The sequence below is a fragment of the Paenisporosarcina quisquiliarum genome, from assembly GCF_043641925.1.
In the GTDB taxonomy this organism is placed as follows: domain Bacteria; phylum Bacillota; class Bacilli; order Bacillales_A; family Planococcaceae; genus Paenisporosarcina; species Paenisporosarcina quisquiliarum_A.
In genome coordinates, this window is record NZ_JBHZRU010000010.1 from 38,226 (window position 1) to 52,415 (window position 14,190).

The window sequence follows — 14,190 nt, forward strand, 5'->3', positions numbered from 1 at the left end:
ATATGGATTGATAAAGTGAGTCAGCGTGTCGACCTCCTAAAAGTTTTTTTGTTTTCATGGAATATATTTTGCGAAGGACATTAAGGTACCTATTAAATGTAGTTTAAAATATTGTGGATAAAGTGAGGTTGCTGATAGGAATGATAGCGGGGTTCAACAAGTTATTCTATTCTAGGGTGTCATGATATTAAAGTTGTGATTCAACGGTTCTTGTAGGGATAAAAATAGATTCCACTTATTTGTATCTCCCTCTATACTGATCTTTGAACTAATTGGTTTTTTATTGGTTGTTGCTAATTCATACAATATTTCTTTTGGCATTGTTACACTGACATCTGCATCCTCGGCCAATTTATCATTTAAATATCGAAAGATTCCTCGTTTCACCTCTGTTGAAGCGACCTCTTCTCTATCTGAAATGATAAAATTCATCTTATAATTTAAATCCCCTGCCTTAACACCATCAAGTCGAATACTTAGTAAATAAAGTACATCTCCTAGAGATAAATTATTTAAAACATCATTGGAAATAAACGATCCCTTAGTTGGAATAATGCCATAGCGCAGTTCCTGAGCTCCCATTAAATACTCATTTCTCCATGGACCAGATTCAGCGATATATCCTAATTGCTCTAAAGCATCCGCGCAAAGATGCTTTGCCTCAGTATTACTAGGATCCGCATAAATGACATGTTTTGTAACCTCAGCAACCCATTGATAATCTCCTTCTTCAAAGGATTTACTTGCTTTCTCCAAAATACAATTAGGTCCCCCCATAAATTCAACGTATTTTTTTGCTGAATCTACTGGAAGTAATTTATTGAGATCTACAGGATTTCCGCTATACCAGCCTAGATACTTCTGGTAGACTGCTTTCGCATTATGAATAATTGTTCCATAAAATTGACTATTATACCATTCATCTGTCAAACTTTGTGGAACCTTAATCATCCTCCCAACTTCTTCAAGGGTATATCCTCTATTCATTAATCTTAATGTTTGATCGTTTAGATATTGATAAAAATCTCTTTGTTTCTCAAGATATTCTATGCAATACTGATTTCCAAAACGGGGCCAGTTGTGGACCCCGAAGACTGATGTCAATTCATTCCCCCATAAATCAATTGACTTTTGTATACCTTTTGCCCAAGCAATGGGATCTCTAATCTTTGCCCCTCTTAGAGTTAATAAATTATGAAGCGTTGCATTACAAAGCTCTGCAATACATAGTGAATGCTCACTTGGTATATAAATCAACATTTCTGAGGGAGCTTCCGTGTCTAAAACTAATTGAAACTCCATTGTAACTCCATCAATTTCTTTTTTTTCATATTCCTCTTTTATTTCTTCAATTTCCCGTGTAAAAGTCACTGTTCCAGTTGATTGGCCCTTACCTATACCATTATCTATCTGACCTTTCTCATCTCGTGGTAATTCTACGCCGTACATATAAATGCCTCTTCTTGTCATTGCAATCCCAACATTAACATTCTCTTCTAAAGCTGAATGAATAAAATTTAGGGGAGCGTAAATTTTAACATTCTCCATAGCAAATTTATCCAAAACGCCTAAAATACCTCCATAATGGTCCTCATGGGAATGAGTGATGATGACTGCACTAATAGAAAGCTCTCCAAAATAATCTGCAACAAACTGTATAGCTGCTTCTGCCGTTTCTTTTGAACCCAAACAATCAATTACAATCCAACCGGTATCTCCTTTAATAAAAGTCATGTTAGCAAGATCAAAACCTCTAACCTGATATATATTATCTGTAACCTTAAACAAGCCTGTATTTAGGTTCAAATTCCCCTGTACCCAAAGTTTTGGATTAACTGTGTGAGGGATATAGTTACTTAATAAAAAAGCATATTTTTTTAAATCCCAAACTGGAATGAGAGAATTCTCTCCTTTTACTACAGGTAAGTTAGCATTAGCTTGCATTCCTGCTTTAGCTAGTTGGTTTTCAACCGTTATTTTATTCCAGTCTATTTTTCTATATGTTTCTTCATTTATTAACATGGTTTTACGTGTTGCATTTTTTCTCAAATCATTATTTATTCTTTCTTGCCCCTGATTATTATTAAAATTCATAAAAGCACCCCAAACTTATAAAGTTTCCGTCACTACTATGTATGCAATTGGTTAAATTAAAATGAGTTATTAATCATGCCCAAATTTATTGGTTTTTCATATCATTGATTTTTGAGACCCTGCGCTAAAACAAATCATGTTAACTTAAAATAGTATGAACTTTTATCTTTTCATATTTGTTTCGGATAAAGGACACTTTTCTGTTTCCTAAGACAGGGAGTATTTTATAGATTGTATTGGAAGTGTCAGTATGTATCGGAAATCGACAGTGTCATTTGCATATGAAAAGAGGGCTGCCCTAAAAGTCATTTCTATGACTTTTGGGACAGCCCCATGAATAACTCTTTACTATTTAAGCTCTAACCAAGCAACAGCCTCACAATGAGTTGTCTGAGGGAACATATCCACTGGTTGTACTTCTTTCGTCTCGTAACCACCGTCTTCTAAGATTCGCAAATCTCTTGCAAGTGTTCCTGGGTTACACGATACATAAACTATCCGCTTCGGTTTTTGTTCTAAGATTGTTTGTAGCAAAGCTTCATCGCAACCTTTACGTGGTGGATCGACGACTAGTACATCTGCTGTTTTGCCTTCTTTGTACCATTTCGGTATGACTACTTCTGCTGGACCTGCTTCGAAGTAGGTGTTTGTGAAGCCGTTGATTTCTGCGTTTCGTTTCGCGTCTTCAATGGCTTGAGGCACGATTTCTACACCTAATACCTGCTTCGCTTGTTTGGCTAAAAAGAGTGAAATGGTTCCAATGCCACAATAAGCATCAATCACTGTTTCTTCACCTGTAAGTTGTGCATAGTCTAATGCTTGTTGGTATAAAACTTCCGTTTGTTCTGGATTTACTTGATAGAACGAACGAGCTGAAATTTCGAATCGTACATCACCGATTAAATCTTCGATCGCGTCTTTGCCCCATAATGTGATCGTCGTTTCACCAAATATCACATTTGTTTTTTCACCGTTTATATTTTGGACGATCGACGTTACTTCCGGAAGAATTCTTCTGATTGCTTCAACTGCTTCGTCTTTTTCACGGAATTTCTTTTTATTCGTGATGAGTACAACCATGATTTCGCCTGTTGCACGTCCTTTACGAACGACGATATGTCGGAGCATCCCTTGATGAGATTTTTCATCGTACGGCATGATGCCTAATTCACGCATGACTTCTTTCATTTCACGTAGAACGTCATCTGCTTCTTCACTTTGAATAATACACACATCTGTATCTGCGATTTCGTGTGAACGCGTTCGGTAAAAGCCTCCGACTACTTTGCCGTCCTGAAGTCCGAAAGGAATCTGGGATTTATTGCGGTAACGCCAAGGGTTGTCCATTCCTTTCACTGGATGTACTGGTACGTTTGGCAATTTCCCAATGCGTGTCATGGCGTTTTTCACCATTTGTTGTTTCCACAGTAATTGTCCTTCATAAGAAAGGTGCTGAACTTGGCAGCCACCACAAATATCAAAGACGTGACATGGTGGTGCTACACGATGTTCGGATTGTTTAATCACTTCGATCAATTTTCCAAAACCATATGATTTTAAGGTTTTCATCACATGAACTTCTGCCGTTTCTCCAGGCAATGCGCCGACAATAAATAACGGGTAGCCGTCTACTTTTGCGACACCTGCTCCGTCATGTGTTAAATCTTCTATATGAACCGTGATGCGGTCATTTTTTTGTACGGGTAAAGACATGTAACTTCCTCCATTTCAATTACGTTTATTGTATCATGAGACCACTAATTAAGCAGACCTATAACGTGTGTTGTGATTAATTAATTAACCGGTGAATAATTACCTTTTTGTGGTAATATGTTTGAAAGAAAATATTTAATGACATGAGCTATCACTCTTTGTATAAACTGAGTCCGATTAAAACACTAATAACGTTAGGGGTAGTTGATTATGAATCAAACACATCAAACAAATAGTAAATCGGTCATCTCTTTTACACTCGGTATCCTTTCCATTCTCATTCCTCTTATTGGTTTAATACTTGGTATTATCGGTGTTGTGTTTTCTAGAAAAGCAGCAAAAGATATTGCCTTTTCGAATGAATCTGGAAGTGGGTTTGCGACGGCTGGTTTAGTTTGTAGCGTGATAGGAATTATTCTTCAAACGTTTAATGTAGTAGCCCTTTTTCTTTTTGCTTCAGTAACGACCATCGGTTAAATATATCGGATTCAGTCGTTCCTATAAGGAATGATTTTTTTATTTTTCACCAAAAGAAAGTTTATTGAACTGCGAAAAATCGGGTATATATCCACAAACACATAAAGTTTAGTGGAGGTCTACTATGTCTCGATATCAGTATCAATTTGAAACACATTGGAAGTTCGAAGCTGAAATCGAACAGATATGGGAACTCATCAATGGTTTTGACCACGGTGATTGGTGGAATGGAATGGACGCTAGAAAAATAAAGAAGGGTAAGAGATTGAACGGAGTTGGAGATCGATTTATTACCACCTTCCATACCAAGCTTCTTTACCAACTTTCGTTTGAATCGGAAGTCATAAAAAAAGAAAGTCCAAGATACATTGAAATTAAGGCTTCGGGTGAATTAGAAGGCAAAGGCATTTGGACCTTGTCTCAAGAAGGTGAAATCACTCATGTACGATATACTTGGAAGGTTAACACCAACAAGAAATGGATGAATCTCGCAGCCCCCCTTCTTCGTCCAATTTTCGTTTGGAATCACAATCAAGTGATGGACGAAGGTGCAAAAGGAATTGCCAACAGATTAGGTGTTCCAATAGTTGCAACTTAATCAAAGGTTTTATTACCAGCAGAATTGGAGTGAACATGATGGACATTAAACCAGCAATTGGTGACTATCCGGCTTACTATTCAAATTATATAAACTTAGTGACAGAAGGAACTTTAAATGAGATTCTTCTTAAACAACTTGAGGAAATGACAGCTTTGATTTCTCATGTCAATGAAGAACAGGCAAACTATCGGTATGCCGAAGGAAAATGGACGTTGAAAGAAGTGATTGGTCATATAACGGATACTGAACGAATTATGGCTTACCGTCTACTTCGTTTTGCGAGAGGTGATCAAACTGCGTTAGCTGGCTATGATGACAATTCTTATGTATTAGAAGCCGAATTTCATTGCCGTTCCATACCTGACCTTCTTGAAGAATTTACAGCTGTTAGACATTCAACGATAAGCTTGATTAAAAACCTGCCAGAAAAAAGCTGGAACAAAAAAGGAATTGCGAATAAGGGAGAGATCTCTGTTGCTGCTCTGGCTTACATAATTGCTGGACATGAATTGCACCATAGAAGAATCATAGAAGATAAGTATCTTTTCAAAAAAAAAAGAGCTGAAACCTGAGGACATATATCCCTAAAGGTTTCAGCTCTTTTTTAATTGAATAATAATCCAGCGGACCTATAAAGATTTTTGTTTTGGTTAAGTCACTTTTTTCACGTTCTAATTCGAAATTAAAAACTAGACCAACTTTTTCTTATTTCATCAACAACCACATCTGGGTTATCCCAATGTAACATGTGAGTAGTATTGAGAATCTTCTTCATCTTCTCACCAGTCTTTTGTTCAAATATTCTTGAAGTCATTACTCGATAATCCTCTTGCTCTTTAGGCAACGTGGCCCTTAGCAATAAGATATCAGAAGGCAATTTTTCAAAGATGTCTGCAGTTTCATGTTTGTGCATGCCTTTAATAACATTACCGCCTGTTATTCCTCTGGCGTGCCAATAATACTTGCCGTCTTTTTCTAAAACAAGATCTTTAGCTGCAATATCCAGTAAAGAAGACCTTCTTGAAACCTCTCCATATACAGCATCTGTTAAAAAACTATCCCAAGTTTCTACATAGTCTTCAGAATCTTTTTCATAGTAAGCAACTTCTTCTTCCATCGATTGTCCTTTTAATCTTTTCGATTGATAGCCACCATCAATAAGAATAGTCCCTAATACCTTCTCAGGGAACTCAGCTAAATAAAATAACGAGACAAAACTCCCCCAAGAATGAGACAAGAAAAAGAATTGTTCGATTTGAAGTATCTCGATTATGTTATTCAGCCATCTTGCAAGTGACGGCAGTTCATATTCATCAGCTGTGAGAAATGGATCCGTTTTGCCGTGTCCTGGAGCATCGATGGAGATAATTCTATACTCTTCTTTTACCTGTTCAGCTATTTCAATAAAACTTAGGCTTGTACTACCTAGTCCATGCATACAGAAAATGATAGGCGCATTATGATTTCCCCATTCAGTAATATGAACATTTATCTCTCCATCATTAATAAAATATCGCTTCAAACTATCTCCCCCTTATTAATGTAATAAGTTATTTATCTATCTTTAGCTGATATAATGACGAATTAGTTGATATATTGCTATGGAAAGTCCTAAAAGACTCGCTTTCATTTTAGATGAATGGTACCTTTCACTGCGATACAAGTAAAAGAAAATCAACACAAAACCTAACGGAAACCATAGCTGAAAGTCACCTTCATTTGTTGTTCTAGAATAAATAGGAGTAATAAAACTGCTTATGATAAAGTAAATAAAGACCGTAAAACGTCGTGTTTCCAATTGCTTGCTCCACCTAACTAAAAAGAAAATAATAATTATTGCGAGAATCGAAATGTGTAAAGGGGGTAGCATAATAACTCCGCTCCCAAATTTGAATTCCATTAAGGATTATCCCTCCTTTTCAATATTTATCGTCATATTTAGTAACATTAAGAACTGTTTTATTTGCGGTCTTCATCTCACCCTAAATTTCAATAAAACATATTCCAATCAAATTTTTCATTATTAATTGATACTTTTCTACAATCTCCATTTATCAGTTCTTCGATTTTATCTACCTTTTACAATCAAGCACATTATTATAAGTTATACGTTTGAAATGAACATCGGTTCCAATCGAGGAGAATATAATCATTGATTTTAATCATTTCGTGCACACTTTGATAAATGATATTAGGAAATGTAATAAAACTATTCCTTTTTAAAATAGACTAAAGAAACCCAGCAAGCTTTTTGCACAAGCTAACTGAGTTTCTTCACTTAATAGTTTTAAAATTATTGCTTCCGATAATTGGTCATATGTAAAGTGTTTCTTAATGAGTGCACCCTCCCTCTTAATTCCATGTTTTGTTGAAAACTCTAGGAACAAAAAATGATGTGATGATACCTGCTAATAAAATAGCAATGCCCGCTAGCAAAAAAACCATACCCACCCCTACCCACTTGGCTAAGATTGCGCCTAATGCTGGAGCAACGAGCATTGAACCGTTTTGAAAGGCGTTTGCAGAAGCAGACACTCTTCCCATTAAGCTTTCCGGCGTCTGGATTTGGAGGATGTAGCCGTAAGGAACCATAGCAGCAGATCCACTAACCCCTATAAAAAAAGCAATCATAATCCACATGAGAACCCCTATTTGTAAGAAACCAGTTCCCCCAAGTCCAAACAAAAGAATCAGTACTCCTGAAATGATAGTTGTAGCAACCATTAGTCGAATCGGATTTTCTTTCCACTGATTCCACTGACCGAATACTAAAGAGCCTGCGACACTTCCGAATCCCACTGCGCTGATTAGAAACCCATACGTAGCTTCCGATAAACCAAGAGATTGTGAAAGCAAAACCAGCAAGCCGTCGTATAGAAAGACAAAAAATAACAGAAGCGAAACCAAGCCGATGGAAATCAACAGAATACGGTTGGACAAAATATGCTTCCAGCCTTCCATCAACTCGAACCAAAACTGCTTTAAGCTGTTGTCTGATTTAAAATTACTTGCTTGATTAACAAAAGGTATGAAACACCTAGTTAACAGAAATGCGGAAATCAGAAACGCAACTGTCTCCAAAATAAACGGACTTCGTGGACCCCAAACAGCAATCAGTAAGCCACCTAAGGCGGGAGCAATGATTTTTGAAGAATTGCTGGAAAGCTGGCTTAATGAATTCGCTTGAGGTAAGTGTACCTCAGGAACAATCGAACGAATTGCCGCTTGCTTCGCTGGATCAAAGAGCGCACCGACGGAACTTTTTAAAAAGACGAGCACCAGCAGTAATGGTAAATTGGGTGTCCAAATTAATCCGATTGCAATCACGGCCCTTAAAAAATCGCATATGATCATAATCTTCTTCCGTGGAAGACGGTCTGTCCACACACTGGCAAAAGGGCCAACCAAAACCCAGGGAATCCCCACTGCGATGGTCAGAGCTGCAATCGCTCCAGGACCCATTTTCCAATGGTAGGCCACTAATACTGCAAGCGCAGTAAAATCAAGCCAATTGCCAAAATCAGAAAAAACCTGGGCGAAAAAAAGGCGACGGAATGAACGTTCTTTTAAAGGGACAAAGATCGAAGAATTCATACTCTGTCTTCATCAGTACTGGATTCAGGATGAACGGTTATAACTGGTGGATTTATGGCCAGATTTCGCCGCTCTTGTTGTTTTGGTATCAAGTCATAAGGATCCTGCACAGGTGGTTGCGGTTCCCCTTCTAACTGTAGAATCGCCTTTTCAATCCACCTTAATTCTGTTTCCAATCTTTCTTGAACATACTGAATCCCCAACATGCCAAATTCACTGATGGAAGAATGCCCGTTTTGTGGCCATTGAAGATAGTAATCCAACAATTCTTGGCTCTGTTCTTTCCGGTTCTTCATGTGGTAAATCAATGTTTGACGGTCTTCCGGACGTCCCCTGTCCCACATGGATAACTTTAGAAGCAGTTCATCTTTGATACTCGGATAGCTTGGCAATTCACCTAGCCACTTGTGTAAAGCTTCCCATCCTTTCGGGGTAAGCTCATACATTTTCTTCATTCTTCCCTTTGTTTCAGTCCGATAGTTTTGAATGAGACCCTGTTCTTCCATGCTTTTCAACTTGGGATAGACACTTCCAAAACTGACTCCCCATACCATACCAGCCCCTTCATGTTCAAACTCTGTTTTTATGTCGTATCCTGTACATGGTCGTGATGCAATCACTCCCAAGATGGAATGTTCAATCGTCATAAATGATTCCCCTTTTCATCCAAATATATATCACGTTGATATATCAATACGATATATTTATTTAAATGAAAAAGCAATAAATTCTCTTTCTTCCTAAATAAAAAAGAGTCTAAAAAGCTTAATTAAACTTCTTGACTCCCCTGAAAATATTCTATAAATTATGATAATTGTTATAAATATAAATACTTCTGATAACGCAATATGTTAACTAAAGTTCTTATGATAAACGAGCTCTTTATGAACTTTCTTTCAACAGTTGGTAGGGTAAAGTTTTCAATGCTTTGATTGCTGGTATTAGAGCACCAATGACACCAATGAGAACCGGTATAATAATTGTCAACAACAATACCTCCAACGAGTCCCAAGGGAAAATATCATACATAAAGCCAATATAGGACATGGATAAGATTACTCCAAGGAGACCGGCTAGAAAACCGACGATGGCTCCTTCTAGGAAAATTGTTCTGCCGACAGTGCCATTCTTCCAGCCAACGGACTTGAACAACGCCAGTTCATCTTGCCGTTCCATTACATTCTGCCACAACATTTCCGCAGTCGTTAGCGCACCGACCAAGAGAGCTGCGGTAATGATGAAGTAATGCGATTGATTGATTTCTACTGCGACAAACTCACCCAGATAAGAAGTGAAAAGAATGCCATCCAAACGGATTGTGACGAACAAATAAAATGACAAAAGTGTAGAGGGAATAGCAATCGCCATAATAGACAATAGATTTCTGCCGGGTCGTTGAATGATTTGGTTCATGACAAATCCACCCAAGAAGTTATTGCTTATGATTCGTTTAGAACGGCGGTTGATTTCCCCATTCTTAATTCCTAGATAAGGTTGGATTTTTCCAACTTGAATCAGTGGCACTAATATTCCCAAAGAATAGATAACTACAGCTGTAGCACTGATTAGGCCAATTTTCATCAAGTTGAAAGTCTGGCCGTTTGTTATCAAGATCAACTCGACGATGACCGCAGTGATAATAATGATGAAGACGAAAAAGACAGATTCCATGAACATCATTCTCCGCAGCATATTAGTTTTCCAACCTAGCGCAAGAAGGATGCTATATTCACGCTTTCTTGTCAGATATGAAACGTAGGTAGTCGCCAAGATGTACATCGCCCCAATCAAAAGGACTGCTAACAACACACTTGAGTAACCTAAAGACACTTCTCTAAAAATCGTGATAGCCGCACCGACGTGAATCCACGGTTGCTCAATCCACCCCAGTGATTCCCCTTCTTCTTTCACTTCAATAATCGTTGATTGTGGTGAAGACCCTCGGGTGATGAACACGTCCAAACCCGTCATTTCTTCGATTCCCCTTTTCATTTCCTCTAACTTCTCCTGAGCTAACTCGCCCATGTCTTCAATACCGTTCACTTTAATTCTGATGGCAGAAATACTACCTCCACCAGTAATCTCTTCGGCCGCTTCAATTGTTGTAAGGATATTAGGTGGACTTGTTAGTAGTCCAGTTGGTCCAGGTGCGCCTTCAAAATGTTGAATTGGATTCAAAGGTTCGTTTTTAGGTCCAAGCACGATATCTGCTTTAGCTGGTCGGTACGTTTCAAGGGGAAGTTCTGTTAAAGAATCATTGCTAAATACCAGTTTATCCGGCGAGTAGGTCCCAATGATGTTTAATTTCACAAGAGGCAGTAAAGGAACACCCATGTCATTTGTTTCATGTGCCCTCAATTTTGCATTACGGAAACCAGATTCAGGCAGGCTACCTTCGAATAATTTATTTTCCAAGTTAATAGGACGATTAGAAACTGCAAAACTTTTAGACCACCTACTTGGAAATGGACTTTTCACTTCCTCATAGTCCAGTGAACTAGATATGAACGTTAGGCCAGTACCATTAACTGAGACAGACGGATCGGCATCTGGATGTTGGAGTTTACTGAATACCATATCCTCAAACTGTGTGCCAGATAATTCGAACGAATCAAGTTCTGTAACTTCAACTTTCTGTAAATACGAATATCCTCCTCCATCTATAACCTGACTAACAGTTTTCTCCTGTTCTTCCTCGGTTTCAAAAGGAAGTTCTAGTTTTCCTAATGTGATTTCGAATTTGCTGTTTGAAAAGCTTTGTTCGCTTAACAAGATAGGAATCTCAAATATACTTTTCTCTGAATGAGGAACATCTCCATGCAGTAATATCCCACTTCTGTCAGACACTAAAGTCTTATCTTCAGGCTGTAAATAACGACTTGTATTTGATAAGGTTGTTGCCTGATCTAGTCCCACTAGTTTAGCTTCTTCTTCAGGATCAATTCCAACAATTAATTGAGACTGTCTTAATGAGACCGTCCCGTTATAACCCGAGCCAAAACCAATACCACCTTCAGAATAAATAGTCTCTCCTGTTGCAAACGAGTCAAAATGCTGTAATGTCTTTTCAGAAAAGCCATCATTATAAGTTTCTGTAAGTGTATATTTATAAATGCCTTTATCTTTAATTTCCGATTTAAATTTCTCATTCATATTTAAACTGAGTGGCATATAACCTAATATTGAAACAGGCGCAGCTATTCCAATATCATCTAGCTTTTTAATATCTATATATTGATCGTATGTTATACCACCGTTTATTCCATTTAAATAATTTGGTTCTACCAGTTGTTCTTCATTGAAGATTGATCCAGGTGGTGTAACAACTAAATCGTAGGCACTCTCCCATTTTTTTTGCAGATTATTATTGACAGTCCCTTTCGTTGTTTCCGTCAAATTAAATAGATAAATCAGCACACCGCTTATTAGCGCGACACCGATAAGAGACAGCAAGAATCGCTCCTTGTGACGAATCCATTGTTTTAGCATAAAGGAGATCATACAGTCGTTCTCCTCTCTTCCGATAGGATTTCACCATCCTGAATCTCTATTTGGCGGTCCATTTTCTTAGCGAGTTCCAGATCATGCGTGACGATGATTAGTCCACAACCCGTCTCTTCTTTAAGCTCCAACAAGAGCGAGAGTATCGTGTCACCTGTCCCTGTATCAAGATTCCCAGTTGGCTCATCTGCCAAAATCCATGCTGGATGGTTGATCAGCGCTCTGGCGATGGCGACGCGTTGTTGTTGCCCACCGGACAGCTGGGAGGGTAGTTTATGAAAATGATCTTTTAAGCCAACCCGTTCCAAGAGAGAAATTGCCCGTTCTTTCTTATTGAATTCCACTTTCCGCATCAAGAGAGGGCTTAACACATTTTCAAGAACCGTCAGCGAAGTGACCAGATGAAATTGCTGAAAGATGAAGCCAATGTCATTAAATCGCACCTCCGATAATTCTCCCGCTTTCATTTTCAAAACATCCCTTTCTCCTAAAAAAAACGACCCGTTTGTTGGTCTGTCTAGCGTACCGATGATGCTGAGCAGGGTCGATTTGCCGGATCCTGATGTTCCTACAATCGCAGTTGACTCACTAGAGATGAGCTTAAGCGTAATATCTTTCAGCACCTGATTTTCAGTCCCACCTGCTTGGAAAGTTTTTGTCAATCTATTCAATGTAATTGGAATGTTCATTATGGTCTCCCTTCGTACTCTATCATTCTGTTGAAGTCTTTTCCCTCTGTAATTTTCTCAAGAATCCGCTTTATCTCCTCCAAGCTAATGATATCCGTATTCCCAGAAACGAAGAAAGTGAGTTTCCCTTTGCTGAAAAAACCGATATTTTTGTCTCCTTCATTTTGGAGATAAATCGTCGTATCACTAACTTGCACGATTTCTTTAATTTCAGGTTGTTTCATCTGCTCCTCTAACCATGGTGGAGAGCCGAAACTGGTGTGCCACTGTTCAATGAAAAGATGATCTGAGGAATCAGTACCAGATGTGTAACGATGACGGATGAGAGTATCTTCACCGTTGCTTTTGAGGAATCTGACCGGTCCACGTAAAACAAAAAGAAACTCTTCATCTTCTAAATACGGCAGTCCTATTAAATCTGGAACCCTTAGAGCTGATGAATGAATATTTTTCCATTCTGGCGTGATTAATTTTCCTTCCTGCAACCTACTATCCATATCTTCCAATCCCTCATCGGCATTCTGTTGCCATCCAATAGCCTCATCATCGACAAGATAATGATGTAAATACATTGCCCCAACTAAGAAAAAGGAAGTTGTAAAAATCACAGTCAGCGTCTGCGGAATCCATACAATCCTTTTTTGCTTGGAACGTACATTTTGAAAAAGCTCTTTCATTTCTTTGTCTGTAAATCTTTTTTTCTTGTATACCGATTCATCCATCATTTCTCGTAATTTCTCTAGTTCTCTACTCATTCAAGCTCCCTCCTTTCAGCAAATCTCCAAGTCGATCTCTTGCTCTTCTTAAACGGGTTCGCACAGTATTTTCGTTAATTCGGATAATCTCACTGATCTCCTTCGTATCCAGTTCTTCGTAGTAGTAAAGTAAAACAACTTCCCTGTACTTTATCGGAAGTGCAAAAACCGCTTCAATCAACTGGTTATTCTCTTCATTCCGCAATGCCGCTGTTTCTGGGCTATGTTCTACAGCGTGAATAAGTTTTACCAGGCTATTATTTAAGACAACCTTTTTTAGAAATGAACTCTTTAATATATCCTTAGAACGATTTACAGTGACCCGGTAAATCCATGCTTTGTAAGAAGAGATCTTCGAGCGATTCTCATAGTTTTTAAAACAGGTCAGCAGGACATCTTGTGCAACGTCTTGAGCCTGGTTCCAATCTTTTAAATAACTGTATGCCAGTTTCGTAATCTGATCTCCATATGTATAAGCGATTTCTTTCAGCCATTCTTCTCTAGCTAATTCATGTATATCTTCATTTTCATAATCTATAATCATTGAGTTCACCTCTTTTCTCCCATCGTTGCTAAAGAGATGGCTGTGTATTGCTATCTTAAAGACGAAACATAATAAGCTCACGGTTCAATTTTTTCGAAAATTTGTATAAAATACCACAGACATTGATTTTCCACTCATCTGCATATTTAATTACAAAATTTTGATCTCAGTTTCTCAAACTCAAATATAGTTTTTATAATGAGTAGGAGTGCTTGTTAAAAA

At 38.0% G+C, this 14,190-nt stretch carries 12 protein-coding genes; 3 read left to right on the forward strand and 9 right to left on the reverse strand.

The window, feature by feature from the left end; genetic code table 11:
* Positions 1-171: 171 nt before the first annotated feature.
* Both ACHUE4_RS09070 and rlmD read right to left on the reverse strand, forming a co-directional pair.
* Positions 172-2,094 (reverse strand): alkyl/aryl-sulfatase, encoded by a 1,923-nt coding sequence (locus ACHUE4_RS09070; protein WP_394189192.1) that lies wholly within the window; start codon positions 2,092-2,094, stop codon positions 172-174.
* Between the two features lie 348 nt (positions 2,095-2,442).
* Positions 2,443-3,807 (reverse strand): 23S rRNA (uracil(1939)-C(5))-methyltransferase RlmD, encoded by a 1,365-nt coding sequence (gene rlmD / locus ACHUE4_RS09075; protein WP_394189194.1) that lies wholly within the window; start codon positions 3,805-3,807, stop codon positions 2,443-2,445.
* Positions 3,808-4,017: 210 nt separating this feature from the next.
* Between rlmD and ACHUE4_RS09080 the strand changes: the two genes are divergently transcribed.
* The 3 genes from ACHUE4_RS09080 (at position 4,018) to ACHUE4_RS09090 (ending at position 5,457) form a co-directional block, all read left to right on the forward strand.
* Positions 4,018-4,284 (forward strand): DUF4190 domain-containing protein, encoded by a 267-nt coding sequence (locus ACHUE4_RS09080; RefSeq protein WP_394189196.1) that lies wholly within the window; start codon positions 4,018-4,020, stop codon positions 4,282-4,284.
* A 124-nt stretch (positions 4,285-4,408) separates the two neighbouring features.
* Positions 4,409-4,882, forward strand: coding sequence for an SRPBCC family protein (locus ACHUE4_RS09085; protein ID WP_394189197.1), 474 nt, complete (start codon positions 4,409-4,411; stop codon positions 4,880-4,882).
* A 38-nt stretch (positions 4,883-4,920) separates the two neighbouring features.
* On the forward strand, positions 4,921-5,457 hold the full coding sequence (locus ACHUE4_RS09090) for a DinB family protein (protein WP_394189198.1): 537 nt from the start codon (positions 4,921-4,923) through the stop codon (positions 5,455-5,457).
* A 110-nt stretch (positions 5,458-5,567) separates the two neighbouring features.
* Here the strand turns inward: ACHUE4_RS09090 and ACHUE4_RS09095 are convergent, their stop codons facing one another.
* From ACHUE4_RS09095 to ACHUE4_RS09125, 7 genes are all read right to left on the reverse strand, one after another.
* Positions 5,568-6,407, reverse strand: a complete 840-nt coding sequence (locus ACHUE4_RS09095; RefSeq protein WP_394189200.1) for an alpha/beta hydrolase — start codon at positions 6,405-6,407, stop codon at positions 5,568-5,570.
* Between the two features lie 830 nt (positions 6,408-7,237).
* Positions 7,238-8,479 carry an MFS transporter gene (locus ACHUE4_RS09100; protein WP_394189202.1) on the reverse strand — a complete coding sequence of 414 codons (1,242 nt, stop codon included), beginning with the start codon at positions 8,477-8,479 and terminating at the stop codon, positions 7,238-7,240.
* Entirely contained in the window at positions 8,476-9,126 is a 651-nt protein-coding gene (locus ACHUE4_RS09105) for a PadR family transcriptional regulator (protein WP_394189204.1), read from the reverse strand. The genes ACHUE4_RS09100 and ACHUE4_RS09105 overlap by 4 nt, the downstream gene beginning before the upstream one ends.
* A 235-nt stretch (positions 9,127-9,361) precedes the next feature.
* Positions 9,362-11,980 carry an ABC transporter permease gene (locus tag ACHUE4_RS09110; RefSeq protein ID WP_394189206.1) on the reverse strand — a complete coding sequence of 873 codons (2,619 nt, stop codon included), beginning with the start codon at positions 11,978-11,980 and terminating at the stop codon, positions 9,362-9,364.
* On the reverse strand, positions 11,977-12,669 hold the full coding sequence (locus tag ACHUE4_RS09115; RefSeq protein WP_394189208.1) for an ABC transporter ATP-binding protein: 693 nt from the start codon (positions 12,667-12,669) through the stop codon (positions 11,977-11,979). Before ACHUE4_RS09115 ends, ACHUE4_RS09110 begins: the two co-directional genes overlap by 4 nt.
* Positions 12,669-13,424 carry a hypothetical protein gene (locus tag ACHUE4_RS09120; protein ID WP_394189210.1) on the reverse strand — a complete coding sequence of 252 codons (756 nt, stop codon included), beginning with the start codon at positions 13,422-13,424 and terminating at the stop codon, positions 12,669-12,671. The genes ACHUE4_RS09115 and ACHUE4_RS09120 overlap by 1 nt, the downstream gene beginning before the upstream one ends.
* A complete protein-coding gene (locus ACHUE4_RS09125) occupies positions 13,417-13,968 on the reverse strand; it encodes a sigma-70 family RNA polymerase sigma factor (RefSeq protein ID WP_394189212.1) in 552 nt (183 codons plus the stop codon). The genes ACHUE4_RS09120 and ACHUE4_RS09125 overlap by 8 nt, the downstream gene beginning before the upstream one ends.
* Positions 13,969-14,190 lie beyond the last annotated feature (222 nt).